Origin of the sequence: Leifsonia sp. NPDC058194 (genome assembly GCF_042883605.1) — a bacterium.
Lineage (GTDB): Bacteria > Actinomycetota > Actinomycetes > Actinomycetales > Microbacteriaceae > Leifsonia.
This window is the reverse complement of the sequence record NZ_JBHVVL010000001.1, coordinates 80,455-102,055: the sequence shown is the minus strand read 5'-3', so window position 1 is coordinate 102,055 and position 21,601 is coordinate 80,455. Positions and strand designations below refer to the sequence as shown.

Below are 21,601 nucleotides of genomic sequence, written 5' to 3'. Positions count from 1 at the left end.
ATTGTCGGATCATGTCGACGGCCTCCGAGCTCAGCACCGTGCGCCACGCCAGCGGCGGCGCGACGGATGCGCTGCGCCGGAGCAACCTTGCGACGGTGCTCGGGCTCGTGCACCGCGAGGGCGCGCTGTCGCGCAGCGACCTGACCCGCCTGACCGGGCTCAACCGCTCGACCGTCGGCGACCTGGTCGGTGAGCTGGCGGCGCACGGGCTCGTCGCGGTCGACGAGGCGCCGGCGGGCGGAGTGGAGGGTGTCCGTGCTCCCCGCGGCCGGCCGAGCCCGCTCGTGCGGGTGTCGGACCGGGTGGCGGCGGTCGCCGTCAACCCGGAGGTGGACGCGGTCATCATCGGTCTGGTCGGGCTCGGCGGCCGCGTGCTCAAGCGCATCCGGGTCGAGACCGCCTCGGCGCGCAGCGTGGCCGAGACGGTGACGCTCGCCTCGGCGGGGATCGCCGGGATGCTGGCCGGCGAGACCGAAATCCGCGTCGCCGGGATCGGCGTCGCCGTCCCGGGGCAGGTGCGCCTGTCGGACGGCATGGTGCGCGAGGCGACCCACTTCGGCTGGGTCGACGAACCGCTCGCGCGCATGCTGGGCGACGCGACCGGCCTGCGGGTCTGGGCCGCCAACGCCGCCGTCCTCGGCCTGCGCGCGGAGAGCGCGTTCGGCGCCGGCCGCGGGATCGACGACCTCGTCTACATGATCGGCGGCGCCTCGGGCATCGGCGGCGGCGGGATCAGCGGCGGCCGTCTGCTCACGGGGGCGTCGGGCTACGCCGGCGAGTTCGGGCACACGTTCGTCCGTTCCGACGGGCGCGCCTGCTCGTGCGGGGCGCGCGGCTGCCTCGAGGCTGAGGTGACCCAGGCCGAGCTGCTGGCGGCGGTCGACCTCGACTCGGCGCGCGCCGCCGAGCTGGGCGACCGCCTGGCCGCGACGGACGATCCGGCCGCGCGCAGTGTGGTCGCCCGGCAGTACGAGGCACTGCGCGTCGCGACCCGCAGCGCCGTCAACGTCTTCAACCCGTCGGTGGTCGTGCTCGGCGGCTTCCTGGCCGCGCTGTACCGGGGAGCGCAGGCGCACGGCGCGCCCGATCTCCTGGGCGAGGTGATCCACTCGTCGCGCGACGGCGTCGTCGTCAGCGAGGCGTTGCTCGGCACCGACCAGATGCTCATCGGGGCAGCCGAGCTGGTGTTCGCCGAGCTGATCGCGGACCCGGCCCGCGCGCTCGCCGCCTGACTGCGCGCGCGAGCCGGCACTTCCGGAGCCCGCTGGGCCGCCATTGTTGTGCTCGAAAACTAATCGTGATCCCATGCGGAACTTGGTTTCCGGGGATGAATTCTGCTTGCAATCTCTCGCGTGGTCGCTTATGTTGTGTTCGTCAACAAAATGCATCGGAGTGGCTGCGAGACCTGCAGACGCGCGTCCACTCCACTACAAGGAGGTAAACGATGCGCAAGAGGCACCTCGCACTGGGCGCCGCTCTCGCCGCCGGTGCACTGCTGCTGGCGGGCTGCTCCGGCACGTCCGACGCGGGCTCGGACAGCACCGACGGAACCGGCAAGACCCTCACCCTCTGGCACTACGAGGGCGAGGACTCCGCCATGGGCAAGGCCTGGACCCAGGCCATCGCCGACTTCGAGAAGGAGACGGGCGCGAAGGTGAAGTTCGAGGCGAAGGCCTTCGAGCAGATCCGCTCCACCGCGTCCCAGGTCCTCAACTCGAACGAGGCCCCGGACATCCTGGAGTACAACAAGGGCAACGCGACGGCCGGCCTGCTCGCCAGCCAGGGCCTGCTCACCAACCTCGACGACGCCGTGAAGAAGTACGGCTGGGACAAGAAGCTCGCGTCGAGCCTGCAGACCACCGCCAAGTACGACGACAAGGGCATCATGGGCTCCGGCTCCTGGTACGGCATCCCGAACTACGGCGAGTACGTCGAGGTCTACTACAACAAGGACATGTTCGCGAAGTACGGCATCGAGGTGCCGAAGACGCAGGACGAGTTCGTCGCCGCACTCCAGAAGTTCAAGGACAACGGCATCACCCCGCTCGCGGAGTCGGCGGCCGAGTACCCGCTCGGCCAGCTCTGGTACCAGCTCGCGCTGACCAAGGCCGACCGCTCCTTCGTCGACGACTACCAGCTCTACAAGGGCAAGGTCGACTGGCAGGGCAGCGAGCTCTCGTACGCGACGAAGACCGTCGACGACTGGACCCAGAAGGGCTACATCTCCAAGGACGCCTCCGGTCTGAAGGCCGAGGACGCCGGCACCGCCTTCATCGCGGGCAAGTACCCGATCTTCTTCTCGGGCAGCTGGTGGTACGGCCGGTTCCAGACCGAGATCACGAACTACGACTGGGGCACGTTCCTCTACCCCGGTGCGAAGATGTCGCCCGGCTCGGCCGGCAACATGTGGGTCATCCCCGAGAACGCCAAGAACAAGGGACTCGCCGAGAAGTTCATCGACATCACGATGAGCGACAAGATCCAGGCCCTCATCGGCAACAACGGCGGCGTCCCCGTCGCGGCGAAGACGAGCGACATCACCGACGAGAAGTCGAAGGAGCTGATCGCCAACTTCAACACCCTGACCGGTGAGGACGGCATCGCCTACTACCCCGACTGGCCCACCCCGACCTTCTACGACCAGCTGAACGCCGGCCTGCAGGAGCTCATCAACGGGACGAAGGACCCGGCCGCCGTCAACAAGGAGCTCGGCAGCGAGTACCAGGACGGCGTCGACCAGATCGTCAACCAGTAACCCTCCGTCCGTGCCGGCCGTCGTGGGACGGCGGCCGGCACGGACGGCCCACAGCAAGGAGCAACGCATGGTCGCAGTCGACGTGCGCGCAGCATCGCGGAAACGCGGCGGGAACTCGCTGCTGCCCAGCAGCGGTCGCGGATCGTTCTGGTGGTACCTGCTGCCGGGGTTCGTCCTGCTGGCGGTGATCGTCCTGATCCCGCTGGTCTGGAACATCTACCTCAGCTTCACGAGCTACCGCGGCATCCGCCCGCCCAAATTCATCGGCCTGAACAACTGGGTGCGCCTCTTCGGCGACGACAAGTTCTGGACCTCGTTCGGCAACTCGATCGCGATGATCGTCGCCATGGTGGTCATCCCCACCCTCGTCGGCCTCATCCTGGCCGCCATGCTGTTCGACCTGGTCGGCAAGAAGTTCGGCGGCAAGGTCGCGAGCTTCCTGCGGGCCACCTACTACCTCCCGCAGATCCTCCCCGTGGTCATCGCGGCCATCGTGATCGGCTGGATCCTGCGGCCCGACAACGGCGCGCTCAACACCATCCTCGCCGCGATCGGACTCGGCGACCTCCAGCACAACTGGCTGGGCAGCCCCGACACGGCGCTGGCGTCGATCATGGCGGTGATGGTCTGGGTGCAGCTCGGCTACCCCGTCGTGATCTTCATGGCAGCGCTGCAGCGGGTCGACCCGGAGCTCTACGAGGCGGCGGAGCTCGACGGCGCCAACTGGTTCCAGCGGTTCCGCGCCATCACCGTCTCGATCATCCGCCCCGAGATCTTCGTCGTCACCCTCACCTGCACCATCGCCGCCCTGAAGGTGTTCGGCCCGGTCTACACCCTCACCCGCGGAGGTCCGGGCACCGCGACGATGGTGCCGAGCTACTACTCCTACAGCGAGTTCTTCCAGAGCCAGCAGGTGGGATACGGCGCCACGATCGCGACCGCGCTGACCGTGGTCATCGTCGCCGTCTCGATCCTCTTCATCGTCGCCCAGAACCGTGCCGAGCGCCGGGAGAACGAGAGCTGATGTCCACCACCATCGACCGTCCCCGCACGGACGCGCCCGCCCCCGCCGCACCGCGCAAGCTCAAGCTGCAGAAGCCGAAGAAGACCGTGACCGACTGGGTCATCCTCGTCGTCGCCGTCCTGATCGGCGTCGGGATCGCCTTCCCGTTCCTGCTGATCCTGCTCAACTCGTTCAAGAGCCCGGCGGACTACAACTCCGGTGGACCGCTGCAACTCCCGACATCGTTCTACACCGACGGAATAGTGAACTTCTGGAACCGGGTGAACTTCCCCGAGAAGCTGTGGAACTCGATCTTCATCTCCGGCGTCGTCTCGATCCTCGCGGTGATCATCTCGGTGCTCAACGCGTACGCCCTCGGCATCGGCCGGGTGAAGGCGCGCACCTGGATCATCGTGCTCTTCCTGCTGGCGAACATGCTTCCCCAGGAGTCCCTCCTGTATCCGCTGTACTTCATGTTCAAGCAGGTGGGTCTCTACGACAACGTGTGGAGCGTCATCATCATCTTCACCGTCATCCAGAGCGCGTTCGGCACCTACCTGCTCTCGAGCGTCTACGGCACCTTCCCGAAGGAAGTGCTGGAGGCGGCCTCGCTCGACGGCGCCGGCCGCTGGCGCATCCTGTGGCGCGTCGTCGTGCCCATCTCGCGTCCGACGCTGAGCGTGCTGCTGATCTTCTTCTTCATCTGGACGTGGAACGAGTTCCTCATCCCGCTGACGTTCCTGGTCTCCAACGACAACCAGACGGTCCCGGTCGCGATCAGCGCGCTGCAAGGCGACCGGCTGATGGATGTGACCACCACGTCCGCGTCGGCGCTCCTCGGCCTCATCCCCACCCTCGTCTTCTTCCTCATCTTCCAGCGCACCCTCACCCGGGGCATCACAGCAGGAGCGGTCAAGTAGCAATGAAGTTCACCGATGGTTTCTGGCAGCTCCGCGACGGCGTCACGCCCGTCTACGCCCAGGAGGCGTACGACGTGACGGCGGGCGATGGAACGGTCACGATCACCGCGCCGGGCAAGGTCATCGAGCGCCGCGGCGACACCCTCAACCGCTCCACCCTGACGGTCACCCTCAGCTCGCCCCTGGCGGATGTCATCGGCGTGCGTGTCGAGCACTGGCAGGGAGCCGCGCCGCGGCCCGGGTTCGCGCTCGCCGCGGAGTCCGGCCACGCGGAGGTCGTGGTCGACGACGAGACGGGGACGCTGCGCAGCGGCGACCTCGTCGCGACGGTCCGCCGCGGAGCGCCGTGGTCGCTGACGTTCTCCGCCGGGGACCGGGTGCTCACCTCGAGCGGGCACAAGTCGCTCGCGCACATGACCGTCGCCGGAGACAGCGCGTACGTGCACGAGCAGCTGGCGCTCGGGGTCGGCGAGCTGGTCTACGGGCTGGGGGAGCGGTTCGGACCGCTGGTGAAGAACGGCCAGACGGTCGACATCTGGAACGCCGACGGCGGCACCTCCAGCGAGCAGGCGTACAAGAACATCCCGTTCTATCTGACCAACCGCGGCTACGGCGTCTTCGTCGACCATCCCGGGCATGTCTCGTACGAGATCGGCTCGGAGTCGGTGGAGCGCGTCCAGTTCTCCGTCCCGGGTGAGAGCCTGCAGTACTACGTGATCCACGGGGCGACGCCGAAGGACATCCTGGAGCGGTACACGGCCCTCACCGGCCGCCCGGCCTCCGTCCCGGCCTGGTCGTACGGCCTGTGGCTCTCCACGAGCTTCACCACCTCGTACGACGAGGCGACCGTCACCTCCTTCATCGACGGCATGGCCGAGCGCGACCTCCCCCTCTCGGTGTTCCACTTCGACTGCTTCTGGATGCGCGAGTTCAACTGGTGCGACTTCGAGTGGGACCCGCGCACCTTCCCGGACCCGGAGGGGATGCTGGCCCGGCTGCACGGCAAGGATCTGCGGGTGTGCGTGTGGATCAACCCGTACATCGGGCAGCGCTCACCGCTCTTCGCGGAGGCCGCGGCCGCCGGCTACCTGGTGAAGCGGCCCGACGGCTCGGTCTGGCAGTGGGACCTCTGGCAGGCCGGGATGGGGCTGGTCGACTTCACGAACCCGGACGCGACCCGCTGGTACCAGGACCACCTGCGCCGGCTCGTCGCGCAGGGCGTCGACTGCTTCAAGACCGACTTCGGGGAGCGCATCCCGCTGGAGGTCGAGTACTTCGACGGCTCCGCGCCCGAGCGGATGCACAACTACTACACGCAGCTCTACAACGAGGCCGTGTTCGCGGTGCTGCAGGAGGCGCGGGGTGCGGGGGACGCCGTCCTGTTCGCCCGGTCGGCGACCGCCGGCGGGCAGAGCATGCCGGTGCACTGGGGCGGCGACAACACCTCCTCGTACGAGTCGATGGCCGAGACCCTCCGCGGCGGCCTCTCGCTTGCCTTCAGCGGGTTCGGCTTCTGGAGTCACGACATCGGCGGGTTCGAGGGGACGCCCGACCCGGGCGTCTTCAAGCGCTGGACCGCGTTCGGGCTGCTGTCGAGCCACTCCCGGCTGCACGGCAGCGACTCGGTGCGGGTGCCGTGGGCGTTCGACGAGGAGGCGGTGGAGGTCACCCGCCTGTTCACCAAGCTGAAGCTGCGCCTCATGCCGTACCTCTACGCCGCGGGGCAGGAGGCCGCACGGCGCGGCACGCCCGTCATGCGGCCGCTGCAGCTCGAGTTCCCGGGAGACCCCGCCGTCGACCACCTGGACCGGCAGTACCTGCTCGGCGGCGACATCCTCGTGGCCCCGGTGTTCTCCCCGGCCGAGGTCGAGTTCTACCTGCCCGCCGGGACGTGGACGTCGCTCCTGACGGGCGAGCAGGTGCAGGGCGGGGCCTGGCGGCGCGAGACGCACGGTTTCGACAGCCTCCCGCTGTACGTGCGCGAGGGCGCCGTGCTGCCGCTCGGGGCACGCGACGACCGGCCGGACTACGACTACCGCGACGGCCTGACCCTGGCGGCGTACCCGGGACCGGACGCCGCGCGCACTGTCACGGTGACGACCCCCGAGGGCGACGTCGCGGAGTACACGGTGACCCGGTCGGGCGACGCGCTGACCGCCTCCGGTCCGGCCGATCACGCCTTCACCCTGCGGGATGTCGCGACCGGCCGCACCGCCGCATCCAGCGGAGGTCGCGCCGAGCTGTAATACAGTACTCGGGACCATGAACGGCAGGACGACAGCGGGGACCAACCTCGACACGGTGCGACGGCACAACCTCGCCACGGTGCTCGGGATGGTGCACCGCGGCGGCCCTCTCGCGCGCTCGGCGCTCACCCAGGCGACCGGCCTCAACCGCTCGACGACCGGCGCCCTCGTCGCCGAGCTGGTGGAATTCGGGCTCGTGCTGGAGCGCGAGCCCGAGACGAGCAACCGCGTCGGGCGGCCGTCGCCGGTCGTCGCGGCCGACGGCCGGGTGGTCGCGCTCGCCGTGAACCCCGAGATCGATGCGGTCACCGTGGGCGTCGTCGGGCTCGACGCGACCGTGCACCGCCGGGTGCGGTTCCCCACCGGGCACGTGCCGACCGCGCAGGAGGCCGCCGCCATCGCCGCCGCGGTCATCGACGGCCTGCGACCGGACCTGACGGCGGCCTCCCGCGTCGTCGGCATCGGCGTGGCCGTCCCCGGTCTCGTCCGGGAGGAGGACGGCCTCGTGCGGCTCGCCCCGCACCTCGAATGGGCGGAGGAGCCCTTCGCCGCCGAGCTCGCGGCCGCCACCGGATACCCGGTGCTCGCGGCGAACGACGCCAGCCTGGGCGCCAACGCCGAGCGCCTCTTCGGAGCGGGGCGCGGCGCGAGCGACCTCGTCTACCTGAACGGCGGCGCCTCCGGAATCGGCGCCGGCGTGATCGTCGGCGGCGAGCCTCTGACCGGCATCAGCGGGTACGCGGGCGAGCTCGGCCACACGCTGGTGAACTCGTCGGGCGTGCGCTGCCACTGCGGGGCGATCGGCTGCCTGGAGACCGAGGTCAGCCAGCGCGCGCTGCTCGCGGTGCTCGGGATGCCGGCCGCCGACAACGACGAGCTCTCCCGTGCCCTCGCCGCCGCCGTCACTGTGGGCGACTCCGCAGTGACCGCCGCAGTGACCGCCGAGGTCGACCGCCAGCTCGGCTTCCTCGCCACCGCCCTCCGCAACGCGACCAACGTGTTCGCTCCCGAGCTCATCGTGCTCGGCGGGTTCCTCGGTGCGCTGCACGCGCTGGCGCCCGAGCGCCTCCCCGCGCTCGTCACGGCCCAGGCGCTCGGCGCCTCCGCCGAGCGGCTGCGCATCGTGCGCGCCGAGCTCGGCGGCGACATCCTGATGATCGGCGCGGCCGAGCTGGCCTTCGGCCCCCTCCTCGCCGCCCCCGCCGCCGTCGCGCCCGTCTCCGTCTGACGACGCATGTGCGCGAGACGGCGAACTGTTCGCCGTCTCGCACCCAGACGGCAGACCTTTCGCCGCCTCGGCCCCAGCGGGCCCCGGAACGCGGGGGATGTGCACGGTAACATTCGGAGGCTGTCTGCGATAGGATGAATGGTGTCCCGGGGTCGAATCGATTCGATTATCGGCTTCGATTGGGCATCCAGCACCGCGTGAACTCGACGCGGTGCTTCTTCGTGCGGAGAACTCCGCACGCAGCACACCGCACACCGCACACCGCACGCAGCACACCGCACACGCACACGCACCCAGCACCCAGCAGACCGCACGCGTACGCCGCATTCGTAACCACCTCGACCCAGCAAGGACCTTCTTCGTGACCACCGTCGTGCATCCCGGCGACTCCCTCTCCGGCCGCCAGCGCCTGAGCTACATCCTGATCCTCGGCGCGCTCACCGCGCTCGGGCCGTTCACGATCGACACCTATCTGCCGGCTCTGCCGACCCTGCAGTCCGATTTCGGCGTCTCGACCGCGGCGATCCAGCTGACGCTGACCGCGACGACGATCGGCTTCGGGCTCGGGCAGCTGCTGGTGGGGCCGTGGTCCGACAAGATCGGGCGCCGCACACCGCTCATCGTGTCGACGGCCGTCCACATCCTGGCCTGCCTGGGCGCGGCCATCGCGCCGAACGTCGAGCTGCTCGGCGTCGCTCGCGCCTTGCAGGGCATCGGAGCCGCAGCCGGCGGCGTGGTCGCGATGGCGATGGTGCGCGACCTCTTCGGAGGCCGCCCGCTCGTTCGGATGCTGAGCCGTCTCGCCCTCGTCAACGGTCTGGCTCCCGTCCTCGCCCCGGTCATCGGGTCGTGGCTGCTGCTCGTGATGCCGTGGCGCGGCATCTTCGTGGTGCTCGCCGTCTACGGCGCCTTCGTCATCGTCTGCGTCTCCCTGTGGATCGTCGAGACCCTCCCGAAGGCGCGCCGCCACGACGCCGGCCATTCGACCGTCGGCCAGCGCTACAAGGCCGTCCTCTCGGACCGCGTCTTCGTCGGCATCGCGATCGTCGGCGCGGCGAACTTCACCGGGCTCTTCGCATATCTGTCGTCGAGCTCGTTCATCTTCCAGGAGATCTACAAGTTCAACGCGCAGGAGTACGGTCTGCTGTTCGCGGTGAACTCCATCGGAATCATCATCGGCGTGCAGTCCGCCTCCCGCCTCACCAAGTACTTCGGACCGCAGTGGATCCTCGCCATCTCGACGGTCGTCATGTTCGTCGCCTCCGTCGTGATCGTCGTGCTCGACCAGGCGCACGTCGGGCTCTGGGGCACGGCCGTGCCGCTCTGGTTCTTCATCGCGGCCTGCGGGTTCGGCTTCCCCTGCGTGCAGGTTCTGGCGCTCGCCAACCACGGCCACGAGGCGGGCACCGCCGCGAGCCTCCTGGGTGCGCTCAACTTCGGCATCGCGGGGATCGTGTCGCCGATCGTGGGCATCCTGGGAGTGGGCAGCGCCGCGCCGATGGGGTACGTGATGGCGGTGTGCGCGCTGGTCTCGATCGCCGCGCTCTGGTTGATCGTCCGCCCACGGACCGTGCCCGCCCTGGCGCACTGAACACTCACGTCCCGCGGAGGGACGGCCGGGTACGGTGGGGTGGTGGATGAGGATGAGCAAGCGGGCGCGCCGCACGCGCAGCTGCGGCAGGCCGCCCGGGTCAGCCGGCGCTGGCCCCTGATCTCGGCGTCGGTCGCGGTGCTGCTCGTGCTCGGGCTGGGCGCGATCATCGCCTTCCGTCCGACGGAGCCGTTCGCGCTCGACCTGGAGTGGATGCAGGAGATCGTCGAGCACCGCTCGCCGTTCTGGCTGGGCCCGGCCCTCTTCTTCAACTACGCGGGCGGGGGCATCGTCGGCTCGGTCGTCATCCCGGTCGTGATCGTCTTGCTGCTCCTCGCCTTCCGAAGGCCCTGGGGTGCGCTGTTCTTCGCTGCGGCGAGCATCCTGTCGGTGGTGCTCGTGCAGGTGCTCAAGCACACCGTCGGCCGGGCGCGGCCGTCCGAGATCCTGGTCAACGCCGATCCCGGTTCATTCCCGTCGGGGCATACGGCCAATGCGGCGACGATGGTGGTCGTGCTCGCCATCCTCTTCCCGCGTGTCTGGGTGTGGTGCCTCGGTGTCGCGTGGGCGCTGCTGATGGCGGTCAGCCGGACGTATCTCGGTGCGCACTGGATGAGCGACACCGTCGGGGGGCTGCTGCTCGGCGCCGCGGTCGCCGTGATCGTCTGGGCGCCGCTGGCGTACCGCCTCGCCCGTGAGCGCACCCTGCCGCACCCGTTCCTCCGCGCGAGGTCCGCCCCCGCCAGTTCGTGAATTTCGCAGACCGCGACCCCGGCCGGGCGGCTACTGTGGCGGGCATGAGGATTCTGCTGGTCGGCGCCGGTGGCGTCGGCGACGCCATCGCCAAGATCGCCGCACGTCGCACGTTCTTCGACTCGATCACCGTCAGCGACTACGACGTCGCGCGGGCGGAACGCACAGTGGGGTGGATCCGCGCCCGTCACGGTGACGACGTCGCCTCACGGTTCCGGACGGCTGCGATCGACGCCTCCGATCCCGACTCGGTGGAGGCGGTGGCGCGCGAGCATCGCGCGACCCATGTGATGAACGCCGTCGAGCCCAAGTTCGTGCCGACCATCTTCGCGGGAGCGTTCGCGGCAGGGGCCGACTACCTCGACATGGCCATGAGTCTCTCTGAACCGCACCCGACCGAACCATACGAGAAGACCGGCGTGAAGCTCGGCGACGACCAGTTCGCCCTCCGCGGCGACTGGGAGGCCGCCGGCCGGCTGGCGCTCGTCGGGATGGGCGTCGAGCCCGGCCTCTCCGATGTCTTCGCCCGCTATGCCGCGGACGAGCTGTTCTCGTCCATCGACGAGCTCGGCACCCGCGACGGCGCGAACCTCGTGGTGCGCGACGAGGCCGGCAACGAGATCTTCGCTCCCTCGTTCTCGATCTGGACCACGATCGAGGAGTGCCTGAACCCTCCGGTGATCTTCGAGAAGGACGCCGGATGGTTCACCACCGCGCCGTTCAGCGAGCCCGAGGTGTTCGACTTCCCCGAGGGCATCGGCCCGGTGGAGTGCGTGAACGTCGAGCACGAGGAGGTGCTGCTGATGCCGCGCTGGCTCGACGCGAAGCGGGTGACGTTCAAGTACGGGCTCGGCGAGGAGTTCATCGGGGTGCTGAAGACCCTGCACCTCCTCGGCCTCGACTCCACGACGCCCGTCCGCGTGCGCAGCGCCGGCGGACCGGTGGAGGTCGCACCGCGCGACGTCGTGGCCGCCGCTTTGCCCGACCCGGCGACGATCGGGCCGCTCATGACGGGCAAGACCTGCGCCGGCGTGAACGTGACCGGTATCGGCGTCGACGGGGCGCCGCGCGAGGTGTACCTGTACCACGTCAGCGACAACGAGTGGACGATGCGCGAGTACGACGCGCAGTGCGTCGTCTGGCAGACCGCGCTCAACCCGGTCATCGCGCTCGAGCTGCTCGCGAAGGGCGCCTGGCGGGGGACCGGCGTGCTCGGTCCCGAGGCGTTCCCCGCCCGGCCGTTCCTCGAGCTGATGGAGCGGGCGGAGGCCGACGGCGGCTACGGGCAGCAGTGGGGGATGCGCGAAGCACGCTAGGCGGCGGCGCGGCCCGTCACTAGGCTGAGCCGCATGAGCGACGCTGACGCGCTGGCGGAGACCGCCGCGAAGCTGCAGGCCGAGGCGGAAGAGGCGCTGCGCAAGGCGCAGGAGGCGGCGGCAGCCGCGGCTGCAGCGCAGCAAGCTGCAGCTCAGGAGGCTGCGGCCCAGGAGGCTGCGGCCACCGTATCCGCCACGCCGCCCGCCCCCACGACTCCACCCGCCCCCGCCGGCACCGGCCCCCTCTCCGACGAGGCCGTCGCCGTCATCCGCGCGGGATACGCGTTCGACGCCCCGGCTCTCGAGCTCGGTGCGCTCGTCAACGGCGACCCGGTCGCCGATGTGCCCGTGCGCATCCCGCTCGCCATGACGAACCGCCACGGACTGGTGGCCGGAGCGACCGGGACGGGCAAGACCAAGACCCTGCAGGTGCTGGCCGAACAGCTCGCCGCCGCCGGTGTGCCGGTCTTCGCCGCGGACATCAAGGGCGACCTCTCCGGGATCGCGGTCGCCGGCGAGTCGAGCGACAAGCTGCTCGAGCGCACCCGCGGCATCGGTCAGGACTGGACTCCGCGTGCGGCGACGACCGAGTTCTTCTCCCTCGGCGGGGTGGGAAGAGGCGTGCCGATCCGGGCGACGGTCGCCGGCTTCGGTCCCCTGCTGCTGTCGAAGGTGCTGGGCCTGAACGACACGCAGGAGTCGAGTCTCGGTCTGGTCTTCCACTATGCGGATCAGGCGGGGCTCCCGCTCCTCGATCTCGCCGACCTCCGTGCCGTGCTGACCTACCTGACGAGCGACGACGGCAAGGCCGAGCTCGCGGGCCTGGGCGGTCTGTCGAGTGCCACGGTCGGTGTCATCCTGCGTGAGCTGATCGGGTTCGCCGATCAGGGGGCCGAGGCGTTCTTCGGCGAGCCGGAGATCGACACCGCCGAATTCCTCCGCGTCGCGCCCGACGGCACCGGGGTCGTCAGCCTCCTGGAGGTGCCGGGGGTGCAGGACAAGCCCGCCGTCTTCTCGACCTTCCTCATGTGGCTCCTGGCCGACCTGTTCAACGACCTGCCCGAGGTCGGCGACCTCGACAAGCCCAAGCTCGTGTTCTTCTTCGACGAGGCGCACCTGCTGTTCAAGGACGCCTCGAAGGACTTCCTCGCGTCGATCACGCAGACGGTGCGGCTCATCCGTTCGAAGGGTGTCGGCATCTTCTTCGTCACCCAGACGCCGAAGGACGTGCCGGGAGACGTGCTCGCCCAGCTCGGTTCGCGGGTGCAGCACCAGCTGCGCGCCTTCACCCCCGACGATGCGAAGGCCCTGAAGGCGACGGTGTCGACCTATCCGAAGTCCGGCTACGACCTCGCCGCGGTGCTGCAGTCGCTCGGCACCGGCGAGGCCATCGTGACCGTCATGAACGAGAAGGGTGCGCCGAGCCCCGTCGCCTGGACCCGGCTGCGCGCACCCCAGGGGTCGATGTCGCCGGCGCCGGAGACGCTGGTGGAGGCCACGGTCGCCGCCTCGCCCTTGCAGGCGAAGTACGGGACCCCGATCGATCGCGACTCGGCTCGGGAGCAGCTGGCCCGCAAGCTGGATGCCGCGGCCGCTGCGGCGGACGCCGCCGACCAGGCGAAGGTGCAGGCCGAGGCGGCCGCAGCCGCCGAGAAGGCCGCAGCCGCACAGGCCAAGGCGGACGCAAAGGCGCAGGCCGCCGCTCAGAAGGAGTACGAGCGGATCCTGAAGAGCACCTCGCCGACCCGGACCACCCGGCGCAGCACCAAGCCCGCGCCGAACGTCCTGGAGCAGGTGCTCGGATCGAAAGCCACGCGCGACATCCTGACCGGGGTGGTGGAGGGCATCTTCGGGACGCGCCGCCGCCGCTAGGAATCGCGCGGAGCACGGGTCGTCTCAGACGACGATGATCTCGTAGCCGCGTTCGATGAACGCCGCCCGCTGCTCGTCCGTGATGCCGGAGTCGGTGATGAGCGTGGTGAGGGCCGTCGGCCCGCCGACGGTGGCGAACGCCTTCTGGCCGATCTTCGACGAGTCCGCGACGAAGACGGCGCGCGTCGCGCGTCGCGCCATGAGGGAGTTGACACTCGCCTCGCCCTCGTCGTGCACCGTCGCCCCGACGACGGCGTCGATGCCGTTCACGGCGATGAAGGCGACGTCCATGGTGATCTTCTCCAGCACCAGATCGGTGTAGGGGCCGACCAGTTCGTAGGAGCGCGCGTGGACGACTCCTCCGGTGACGACGACCTTGATCTGCGGACGGATGACGAGCTGCGCAGCGATGTTGATCGCGTTGGTGACCACGGTGAGGTTCGGGTATTGCGATGGCTCCAGCAGGTCGGCCCGCGAGGCCAGCGCGGTCGCGATCGCCGTGCTCGTGGTGCCGCCGGAGAGTCCGACCACGGCGCCACGGGGGACGAGCGAGCTCGCCGCCAGCGCGATGCGCTGCTTCTGGGGGCCGTGCTGCTCGTGCTTGTACCGGAGGGGCAGGTCGTAGGCGACGGACTGGCCGATCGCGCCGCCCCGGGTGCGGGTGAGCATCTGCTGCGAGGCGAGCGCGTCGAGGTCCCGGCGGGCCGTCGCCGCGGAGACGTTGAGCGTGGTGACGATGTCCTCCACCTCGACCTGGCCCGTCTCCGCCAGGAGGTCGAGGACGGCGCCGAGCCGCTGAGGCCTGCTCATGGCCGTCCGCTCCCGGCTCCGTTCGTCGCGCGGCGGGCGGCCGGACAGCTCGAGCGTTCCGGGCGCATCCGCGGCGGCGCGGGCGTCGTCCGCCGTCTCCTCGGAGACCAGGGGCGCGTCGTCCTCCTGGTGCGTTCCGGCGGTGGATGAGCGCGTCACGGGGCGATCCTATCCTGTGCCATCGCGTGGGTACGCGAGTGGGTGCGTCCATGATCGCTCATGATCGAAGAAGCCGTCTAGAGATCAGTTTCACGCAGATGGCGCCGCGAGAGGCGGCAATTTGTTCGGAATGTTTCCATATTGTGACGATCACCCTCCGGATGCTTGACGTCCTGCCCCCGAACGGGGCATGATCACGGTGATCTATTGAGCGAAAGTGCTTGTTTCCTCCGGAAACACGTCAATAAAAATCACTGGCTCCGCATTGACGCGCAGGCACCCAGCTGTATCGGCACGTGTTCTTTCGAGAAGTGGGGAATTCAATGAAGAAGTCATTCCGGCGGTCAGCGGCGGTCGCGACCGCTGCCGTCGCCACCATGGCACTCGCCTCCTGCGGCTTCAGCGGCGGGTCCGGCGGATCGTCCGGGGGAGCGCAGACCCTCGATCTGATGGTGGCGAGCTATTCGGACAACACCAAGGCCGAATGGGAGCAGATCATCAAGGACTTCGAGGCGAAGAACAGCGACATCACAGTCAACCTCGACGTCGAATCCTGGACGGACATCAACAACGTCATCAAGACGCGCATCCAGGCGCAGAAGCAGCCCGACATCCTGAACATCGACGCCTTCGCGGGATTCGCGGCGGACGACCTGCTCTATCCCGCCAAGGACATCGTCTCGGCCTCCACGCTCGACGACTTCCAGGACGCGTTCAAGAAGAACGCGAGCATCGACGGTACGCAGTACGGCCTGCCCTTCATCGCCTCCGCCCGAGCCCTGTTCTACAACAAGGACGACTTCGCGAAGGCCGGGATCTCCGCTCCGCCGAAGACCTGGGCCGAGTTCGAGGAGGACGCGGGCAAGCTCAAAGCGGCCGGGGTGACGGCGTACGGCATGCCGCTGGGAAGCGAGGAGGCCCAGGCCGAGACGGCGCTCTGGTTCTACGGGGCGGGCGGCGGCTACGGCGACGCCAAGACGCTCACGATCGACAGTGCGCAGAACGTCGAGGGCGCCACCGAGATGAAGAAGATCATCGACCAGGGGTACACCGAGCCGAACCCGGGCTCGACCAACCGCACTCCGCTCCTCAACGTCTTCATCCAGGGGCAGCTGGGCATGCAGGTGGGCCTCCCGCCGACGGTCGGGCAGATCAAGGACAAGAACCCGTCCCTCAACTACGGGATCGCGCCGATCCCGACGAAGGACGGCTCCTCCTTCACGCTCGGGGTCGCCGACCACTTGATGGCGTTCAAGAACAAGACGGACAAGAAGGCCGCGATCACGAAGTTCCTGGACTACTTCTACACTCCCGCCGTCTACACCAAGTGGGTCGGTGCGGAGGGGTTCCTGCCGACGACCAAGTCGGGCGCCAAGGAGATGGCCTCGGACGAGACCATCAAGCCGTTCCTCGACCTGCTGCCCGACGCGAAGTTCTACCCGTCCACGAACCCGAACTGGTCCGCGGCGCAGGGTGCGATCCAGAGCCAGATCGGACAGCTCGGTCAGGGCGCCGTACCGGCCGACCTGCTCAAGTCCATCCAGGCCAAGGCCGACGGCCAGTAATCCCGGATGACCAGCACCGCTGAGTCGACTCGCGCGGGGGCGGCTACCGGCCGCCCCCGCCGCGGGTCCCCACCGAAGCGCTCCGGCGCGTCCGACCTGCTCCACGCCGTGCCGTGGACGCTGCCGGCCCTCATCCTGATCTTCGGCGTCGTCCTGTTCCCGGCCGGCTACATGATCTACAACTCGACCCGGAAGATCTCCCTCGCCGGCGTCGACCACGGTTCCGTCGGCCTGAAGAACTACATCACGGTGCTCTCCCGCCCCGAGCTCCCCGGCATCCTCCTGAACACGCTCGTCTGGGTCGTCGCCGTCGTCGCGATCACCGTGCTGATCGGGCTCGCGCTCGCGCAGTTCCTCGACAAGAACTTCCCGGGCCGCCGCTGGGTGCGGATGGCGATCATCATCCCCTGGGCGGCCAGCGTGGTGATGACGACGACCGTGTTCGTCTACGGTCTCGACCCCTTCTACGGGATCATCAACAAGTTCCTCGTCGACATCCATCTGCTCGCCGAGCCGTTCGGCTTCACGAAGGAGCCGGTGCCGGCGTTCATCTCGTCGATCGGCATCGCGGTCTTCGTATCGCTGCCGTTCACGACCTACACGATCCTGGCGGGGCTCGCCGGCATCCCGAGCGACATGCTGGAGGCGGCGAAGGTGGACGGCGCGAGCGCCATCCGCTCCTACTTCGGCGTGACACTGCCGAACCTCCGGAACGCGATCGCCCTCGCGGCGCTCATCAACATCATCAACGTGTTCAACTCGCTCCCGATCCTCAAGCTGATGACGGGCTCCATCCCCGGCTACAAGGCCGACACGACGACGACGTACGTCTTCAAGCTGCTGCAGAACGAGCAGCGCATCGACCTGTCGAGCGCGCTCAGCGTGATCAACTTCCTGATCGTGCTGGTCGTCGTCGCGCTGTACCTGTGGATCGTGAAGCCGATGAAGGAGGTCGCATGACCGCGCCGGCCCCGACCCTGGTGGCAGGGGCTCCGCAGGCCCGCCGCCGCCGTTCGCGCCTCTCGGGCTCCCCTGGGCGGACCGTCGGCAAGGCGCTCGCCGGGGTCGTCATCGCCCTCGTCTTCATCGCGCCGTACCTGATCATGCTGGTCGGCTCGTTCAAGTCGCGGAACAACATCCTCCAGGTGCCTCCGACCTACCTGCCCGACCAATGGCATCCCGAGAACTACCTCACGATGTGGTCGACGCCGGAGACGCCGCTCCCGCTGAACCTCGTGTCCACCATCGTGATCTCGGTGTTCGCGACGCTGCTCGTGCTGGTGGTGTGCGTCCCCGCGGCGTACTACACCGCGCGGTTCCGGTTCCCGGGCCGGGGCGTGTTCCTCTTCCTGGTGATCGTGACGCAGATGCTGCAGCCCACGGTCCTGGCGACCGGCCTGTTCAAGGAGATGGTGGCGCTCGGCCTCAACGACACGTGGCTGGCGATGATCCTCATCAACGCGGCGTTCAACATCGCGTTCGCCATCTGGATCATGCACACCTTCTTCGCCGGGATCCCCAAGGAGGTCGACGAGGCCGCCCAGCTCGACGGGGCGGGCAAGTGGACGGTGCTCCTCCGCGTCCAGCTGCCGCTGGTGTGGCCCGGCATCGTGACGGCGATCATCTACACGTTCGTCGCCTCGTGGAACGAGTTCGCCGCGAGCCTGGTGATCCTGTCGACGGACGCGAACCAGCCGCTGTCGGTGGCCCTGACCAAGTTCGTCGGTCAGTACGACGCCGCTTGGCAATACGTGTTCGCGGTCTCCGTCGTGGCGGTGATCCCGGTCGTGGTGCTCTTCGCACTGATCGAGAAGCGCCTGGTCGGCGGGCTCACCGCCGGCAGCGTCAAGTGAGGGGCAGGATTCCGAGGAGGGTGCGGCAGCGGTGACCGACGCCGAGCGCGATCGGCGCCGCGTCGCCGCTCCGCTCGCTCCACGCCGCCGAGAGCCCCGCCCAGGCGAGCGCCCAGCGCAGGAGGGTGCGCTCGTCGAGGCCGGACTCCGACGCGATCACGCGGGCCGTGCGCTCGAGTCGGCCCGGGCGGAGCGCGATCTCCGCGTCGGGGTTGCACAGGATGTTGAGCACGTCGAACGCCGGGTCGCCGTGCAGCGGCTTGGGGTCGATCGCGAGCCAGCCGCGCTCGCCGAAGTCGAGCACGTTGCCGTGGTGCAGGTCGCCGTGCAGCACGACGTCGTCGGCCGGGTGCGCCAGCAGCGCCCTCGCCTCGGTCGCGGCTGCCGGGTAGAGACCGCCGTGGTCGTCCGGGCGATCGGCGGCGTGCTCGAACAGCTCGCGGAACCACTCGTCGAGGGGGTGCAGACCCGGCGGACGCGCTCCTGTGCCCGAACCGTGCAGCCGCATCCCGGCGCGGCACAGGATGCGCGTGGCCTCGTCGTCCCCGCCCGGGCCTGTGCGCGCCAGGGCGTCGAGGGAACGCGGCCCCTCCGCGCGCTCCAGGAGCACCGCCTCGCCGCCTGCGCCGAGCTCGAGCACCTGCGCCGCACCGTCGCCCGACCACCAGTGGAGCACGAGCGTCCCCACGGCCTCCTCCTCGACCAGGGCCCGTTTGAGGAAGGCGGCCCGGGCCGCCTGCCGTACCGGCTGGAGCACGCTCGACGGTGTGAGGAACGCGGCGCCGTCGGGCGCCAGCTTCCAGCGTGTGCGCCACTCCGCCAGCGCCGCATCCGGATCGATCGGCTGCGGGCGCGGAACGCCGGGGCTGCGTGGCACGGCATCGCTGGGCGGACTCACGCTGCCATACTTTCACGGTGAACTCGATCCGCCCCTTCCAGCCGGCCGACCGCGACGATGTCTACGCGGTCTGCGTGCGGACCGGTGCGAGCGGGCAGGACGCCACCGGCGTCTACCCGGACGACGATCTCCTGCCCGATGTGTTCGCCGGCCCCTATCTCGCGTACCAGCCGGACCTGGCCTTCGTCGTCGACACCGGCGACCACGTCGCCGGGTACGTGATCGCCGTCGCCGACAGCCTCGCCTTCGCCGACTGGTACGAGGCCGAGTGGCTGCCGGGCTTCCGTGCGAAGTACCCGCTCGAGGGTGCCCGCGACGATGCCGAGCGTCAGGCGATCGGTTTCGGGCTGGACGTGCGCGAGGCGATCGTGCCCGAGGTCGACCGGTACCCGGCGCACCTCCACATCGACCTGCTCCCGGAGCTGCAGGGTCAGGGCTTCGGGAGGGCGCTCATCCGCACCCTGCTGGCGGCGTTGCGCGAGAAGGGCGTCCCCGGGGTCTATCTCACGATGTCGCCGTCGAACCACGGCGCGCGGGCGTTCTACGAGCGTCTCGGCTTCGCCGAGCTGCCGTCGAGCACGGTCGAGGGGCCTGCCCTCGCGATCGCGACGGACGCCGTGCTCTAGCCACAGCCCGTTCGCGTCGGGAGGCTGCCCGCGTCAGCGCCCGACGAGTGCCGGCAGCCGCTCGAACCAGTACAGCAGTTCGGGGGAGGTGCGGCGCAGCTGGGCCAGCGTCATCGAGTCCTGCGGGCGCGTGACGGGGATGTCGAGCTCCTCCACGACGCGCTCCATGTTCTCGAGCGACCAGAACTGACCGCGCATCCGGATAAGCAGCTGCCCGTCCGTGCCGGTGATGAAGAGCTGGGGGAGGGTGTCGAGCGTGCTGCTCTCGTAGAGCTGCACGAGCACGACCGCGCCGACGTCGTTCGGCCGCACCTCGACGACGCGGCCGAAGAAGCCGCGCTCGCGCACGCTGCCGGCGCCGAGGGTGATCGTGACGCTGAGGAACGAGTAGACGCAGAGCACTGTCGCCGCGACGACGAGCAGATGCGCGATCAGCACCAGCGGCCACCCGCCGGTGGGGATCGACAGCCAGTAGAGCACGGCGAACACCGGGGTCGTCAGCGCCAGGATGGCGACGACACCGCGTGTGAACAGGTGGCGGTGCGGCCGGAGCACCGTCTCGCGCGTCACACCCGACTCCCGTCCGAGTTCCCGTTGTTCAGTCATCGGACTGAGCCTGACCTATCGGTCGGTGCCTCCGGTAGCGGCATTTTGGGGGACACGGGAGGCTTTCTCGGCGAGCTCACGGGCGCGGATGCTGCGCACCCGGAAGGCGCTCAGGATGGTCGCGAGCACCCCGATCGCGAACACGATCACTGTTCCGGCATCGTGCATCGAGCGTCCGATGAGCAGCGTGACGATCGCGATCGCCACGGTGGCGCACAGCTGGGAGAACATCTTCTTGCTCATCGCCCTCCATCTAACAGGGTGTGGCGCCCGGCCGCCCGCAGGGTGTGAATAGGATGGCTCCAGATCGAGGAGGGGTGAGAGGTGGCGACGCTCCGGGATGTCGCGGCCTTGGCGGGGGTTTCCGTCAAGACCGTTTCTAACGTTGTGAACGACTTCGAGTTCGTGCGCCCGTCGACGAGGGAGAAGGTCAGGGAGGCGATCGCGGAGCTCGGCTACCAGCCGAACCTCGCCGCGCGCCAGCTCCGCGCCGGTCGCACGGGTGTCATCGGGCTGGCCGTGCCGGAGCTCCGCTTCAGCTACTTCGCCGAGCTCGCCGACGCCGTCCTCGAGGCGGCTCGCGCCCGCGACTACGTGGTGCTCATCGAGCAGACCGGCGGAGTGCGGGATGCCGAGGTCGCGCTGCTCACCGGGTCGCGCACCGCGATGATGGACGGTCTGCTCTTCTCGCCGCTCGGCCTCGCCTTCGACGATGCGGACGTGCTCGACGTCTCGTATCCGCTCGTGCTGCTCGGTGAGCGGATCTTCGACGGTCCCACCGATCACGTCGTCATCCAGAACGTCGACGGCGCCGCGCTGGCGACCAGGCATCTCATCGCGAGCGGCCGACGGCGGATCGCCGTGCTCGGCGCCCACGAGGGGGAACGGGTCGGCTCCGCGGCGCTCCGGCTGCGCGGGCATCGCGAGGCCCTCGCCGAGGCGGGCATCGCCTTCGACCGGGACCTGGTGGTCGCACGGGAGGGGTGGCATCGACGCGACGGCGCCGAGGCGATGCAGGAGTTGCTCGATCGCGCGGTGCCGTTCGACGCGGTCTTCGCCTTGAACGACGAGCTGGCTCTCGGAGCACTCCGCACCCTCGCCCAGCATCATGTCGCGGTCCCGCAGGATGTCGCCGTGATCGGCTACGACAACGTGACGGAGTCGCAGTTCGCGATGCCCAGCCTCTCCACGATCGATCCGAATCGCGGCCGGGTCGCCGAGATCGCGGTGGAGGCCCTGGTCGAGCGGATCGCCGGGCGCGTCCCCGAGGGGACGGGTCCTCGACTTTTCGACGTGCCCGCCCGTCTCGTGGAGCGGGAGTCCGCCCCTGCCTCGGCGACGGCGGACACCGCCGGGACCCCCTTCTCGGCCGCCGTCTGATCGCACTGGAGGATCGACGT

The 21,601-nt window shown here is 69.3% G+C and carries 19 protein-coding genes; 15 read left to right on the top strand and 4 right to left on the bottom strand.

Annotation, left to right across the window (positions count from 1 at the left end):
• The first annotated feature begins 11 nt into the window (after positions 1 to 11).
• From ACFVU2_RS00450 to ACFVU2_RS00405, 10 genes are all read left to right on the top strand, one after another.
• A complete protein-coding gene (locus ACFVU2_RS00450; RefSeq protein WP_387869775.1) occupies positions 12 to 1,232 on the top strand; it encodes an ROK family protein in 1,221 nt (406 codons plus the stop codon).
• Between the two features lie 212 nt (positions 1,233 to 1,444).
• Entirely contained in the window at positions 1,445 to 2,755 is a 1,311-nt protein-coding gene (locus ACFVU2_RS00445; protein ID WP_387869773.1) for an ABC transporter substrate-binding protein, read from the top strand.
• A gap of 67 nt (positions 2,756 to 2,822) precedes the next feature.
• Positions 2,823 to 3,779 carry a carbohydrate ABC transporter permease gene (locus ACFVU2_RS00440; RefSeq protein ID WP_387869771.1) on the top strand — a complete coding sequence of 319 codons (957 nt, stop codon included), beginning with the start codon at positions 2,823 to 2,825 and terminating at the stop codon, positions 3,777 to 3,779.
• A complete protein-coding gene (locus tag ACFVU2_RS00435) occupies positions 3,779 to 4,678 on the top strand; it encodes a carbohydrate ABC transporter permease (protein ID WP_387869769.1) in 900 nt (299 codons plus the stop codon). The genes ACFVU2_RS00440 and ACFVU2_RS00435 overlap by 1 nt, the downstream gene beginning before the upstream one ends.
• Before the next feature lie 2 nt (positions 4,679 to 4,680).
• The gene (gene yicI / locus ACFVU2_RS00430) at positions 4,681 to 6,924 is read left to right on the top strand and encodes an alpha-xylosidase (protein ID WP_387869768.1); all 2,244 of its coding nucleotides are present in this window, start codon (positions 4,681 to 4,683) and stop codon (positions 6,922 to 6,924) included.
• A 16-nt stretch (positions 6,925 to 6,940) separates the two neighbouring features.
• Positions 6,941 to 8,152 carry an ROK family protein gene (locus ACFVU2_RS00425; RefSeq protein WP_387869766.1) on the top strand — a complete coding sequence of 404 codons (1,212 nt, stop codon included), beginning with the start codon at positions 6,941 to 6,943 and terminating at the stop codon, positions 8,150 to 8,152.
• Positions 8,153 to 8,513: 361 nt separating this feature from the next.
• Positions 8,514 to 9,743 (top strand): multidrug effflux MFS transporter, encoded by a 1,230-nt coding sequence (locus tag ACFVU2_RS00420; protein ID WP_387869764.1) that lies wholly within the window; start codon positions 8,514 to 8,516, stop codon positions 9,741 to 9,743.
• 42 nt (positions 9,744 to 9,785) lie between these two features.
• Positions 9,786 to 10,496, top strand: coding sequence for a phosphatase PAP2 family protein (locus tag ACFVU2_RS00415; RefSeq protein ID WP_387869762.1), 711 nt, complete (start codon positions 9,786 to 9,788; stop codon positions 10,494 to 10,496).
• Between the two features lie 44 nt (positions 10,497 to 10,540).
• A complete protein-coding gene (locus tag ACFVU2_RS00410) occupies positions 10,541 to 11,812 on the top strand; it encodes a saccharopine dehydrogenase family protein (RefSeq protein ID WP_387869760.1) in 1,272 nt (423 codons plus the stop codon).
• A 33-nt stretch (positions 11,813 to 11,845) separates the two neighbouring features.
• Positions 11,846 to 13,684, top strand: coding sequence for a helicase HerA-like domain-containing protein (locus ACFVU2_RS00405; protein ID WP_387869758.1), 1,839 nt, complete (start codon positions 11,846 to 11,848; stop codon positions 13,682 to 13,684).
• A gap of 24 nt (positions 13,685 to 13,708) precedes the next feature.
• Here ACFVU2_RS00405 and ACFVU2_RS00400 read toward each other — a convergent pair whose 3' ends face one another.
• Positions 13,709 to 14,494, bottom strand: a complete 786-nt coding sequence (locus ACFVU2_RS00400) for a DeoR/GlpR family DNA-binding transcription regulator (protein ID WP_387872369.1) — start codon at positions 14,492 to 14,494, stop codon at positions 13,709 to 13,711.
• Between the two features lie 482 nt (positions 14,495 to 14,976).
• Between ACFVU2_RS00400 and ACFVU2_RS00395 the strand changes: the two genes are divergently transcribed.
• Genes ACFVU2_RS00395 through ACFVU2_RS00385 form a run of 3 tightly spaced genes read left to right on the top strand, consistent with a single transcriptional unit; the run spans position 14,977 to position 18,071 of the window.
• Positions 14,977 to 16,218 (top strand): extracellular solute-binding protein, encoded by a 1,242-nt coding sequence (locus ACFVU2_RS00395; protein ID WP_387869756.1) that lies wholly within the window; start codon positions 14,977 to 14,979, stop codon positions 16,216 to 16,218.
• 6 nt (positions 16,219 to 16,224) lie between these two features.
• Positions 16,225 to 17,178: a carbohydrate ABC transporter permease gene (locus tag ACFVU2_RS00390; RefSeq protein WP_387869755.1), complete on the top strand. Its 954-nt coding sequence runs from the start codon at positions 16,225 to 16,227 to the stop codon at positions 17,176 to 17,178.
• On the top strand, positions 17,175 to 18,071 hold the full coding sequence (locus tag ACFVU2_RS00385; RefSeq protein ID WP_387869753.1) for a carbohydrate ABC transporter permease: 897 nt from the start codon (positions 17,175 to 17,177) through the stop codon (positions 18,069 to 18,071). Before ACFVU2_RS00390 ends, ACFVU2_RS00385 begins: the two co-directional genes overlap by 4 nt.
• Here ACFVU2_RS00385 and ACFVU2_RS00380 read toward each other — a convergent pair.
• On the bottom strand, positions 18,064 to 18,969 hold the full coding sequence (locus ACFVU2_RS00380; RefSeq protein ID WP_387869751.1) for an aminoglycoside phosphotransferase family protein: 906 nt from the start codon (positions 18,967 to 18,969) through the stop codon (positions 18,064 to 18,066). The two genes, ACFVU2_RS00385 and ACFVU2_RS00380, sit on opposite strands and share 8 nt — an antisense overlap.
• 17 nt (positions 18,970 to 18,986) lie before the next feature.
• On the opposite strand from ACFVU2_RS00380, the gene ACFVU2_RS00375 reads away from it, so the two are divergent.
• Positions 18,987 to 19,595, top strand: coding sequence for a GNAT family N-acetyltransferase (locus tag ACFVU2_RS00375; RefSeq protein ID WP_387869749.1), 609 nt, complete (start codon positions 18,987 to 18,989; stop codon positions 19,593 to 19,595).
• Positions 19,596 to 19,628: 33 nt separating this feature from the next.
• Here the strand turns inward: ACFVU2_RS00375 and ACFVU2_RS00370 are convergent, their stop codons facing one another.
• Complete coding sequence (locus ACFVU2_RS00370) at positions 19,629 to 20,201, bottom strand: hypothetical protein (protein WP_387869748.1); 573 nt, start codon at positions 20,199 to 20,201, stop codon at positions 19,629 to 19,631.
• A 15-nt stretch (positions 20,202 to 20,216) separates the two neighbouring features.
• Positions 20,217 to 20,444, bottom strand: a complete 228-nt coding sequence (locus tag ACFVU2_RS00365; protein WP_387869746.1) for a hypothetical protein — start codon at positions 20,442 to 20,444, stop codon at positions 20,217 to 20,219.
• A gap of 81 nt (positions 20,445 to 20,525) precedes the next feature.
• Between ACFVU2_RS00365 and ACFVU2_RS00360 the strand changes: the two genes are divergently transcribed.
• Positions 20,526 to 21,581 carry a LacI family DNA-binding transcriptional regulator gene (locus ACFVU2_RS00360; protein WP_387869744.1) on the top strand — a complete coding sequence of 352 codons (1,056 nt, stop codon included), beginning with the start codon at positions 20,526 to 20,528 and terminating at the stop codon, positions 21,579 to 21,581.
• Positions 21,582 to 21,601 lie beyond the last annotated feature (20 nt).

Excerpts from the sequence above, each read along its gene's own strand:
- ACFVU2_RS00450 (WP_387869775.1), top strand. The coding sequence starts at position 12 with ATGTCGACGGCCTCCGAGCTCAGCACCGTGCGCCACGCCAGCGGCGGC.
- ACFVU2_RS00445 (WP_387869773.1), top strand. The coding sequence starts at position 1,445 with ATGCGCAAGAGGCACCTCGCACTGGGCGCCGCTCTCGCCGCCGGTGCA.
- ACFVU2_RS00440 (WP_387869771.1), top strand. The coding sequence starts at position 2,823 with ATGGTCGCAGTCGACGTGCGCGCAGCATCGCGGAAACGCGGCGGGAAC.
- ACFVU2_RS00435 (WP_387869769.1), top strand. The coding sequence starts at position 3,779 with ATGTCCACCACCATCGACCGTCCCCGCACGGACGCGCCCGCCCCCGCC.
- yicI (WP_387869768.1), top strand. The coding sequence starts at position 4,681 with ATGAAGTTCACCGATGGTTTCTGGCAGCTCCGCGACGGCGTCACGCCC.
- ACFVU2_RS00425 (WP_387869766.1), top strand. The coding sequence starts at position 6,941 with ATGAACGGCAGGACGACAGCGGGGACCAACCTCGACACGGTGCGACGG.
- ACFVU2_RS00410 (WP_387869760.1), top strand. The coding sequence starts at position 10,541 with ATGAGGATTCTGCTGGTCGGCGCCGGTGGCGTCGGCGACGCCATCGCC.
- ACFVU2_RS00405 (WP_387869758.1), top strand. The coding sequence starts at position 11,846 with ATGAGCGACGCTGACGCGCTGGCGGAGACCGCCGCGAAGCTGCAGGCC.
- ACFVU2_RS00400 (WP_387872369.1), bottom strand. The coding sequence starts at position 14,494 with ATGAGCAGGCCTCAGCGGCTCGGCGCCGTCCTCGACCTCCTGGCGGAG.
- ACFVU2_RS00395 (WP_387869756.1), top strand. The coding sequence starts at position 14,977 with ATGAAGAAGTCATTCCGGCGGTCAGCGGCGGTCGCGACCGCTGCCGTC.
- ACFVU2_RS00390 (WP_387869755.1), top strand. The coding sequence starts at position 16,225 with ATGACCAGCACCGCTGAGTCGACTCGCGCGGGGGCGGCTACCGGCCGC.
- ACFVU2_RS00385 (WP_387869753.1), top strand. The coding sequence starts at position 17,175 with ATGACCGCGCCGGCCCCGACCCTGGTGGCAGGGGCTCCGCAGGCCCGC.
- ACFVU2_RS00370 (WP_387869748.1), bottom strand. The coding sequence starts at position 20,201 with ATGACTGAACAACGGGAACTCGGACGGGAGTCGGGTGTGACGCGCGAG.
- ACFVU2_RS00365 (WP_387869746.1), bottom strand. The coding sequence starts at position 20,444 with ATGAGCAAGAAGATGTTCTCCCAGCTGTGCGCCACCGTGGCGATCGCG.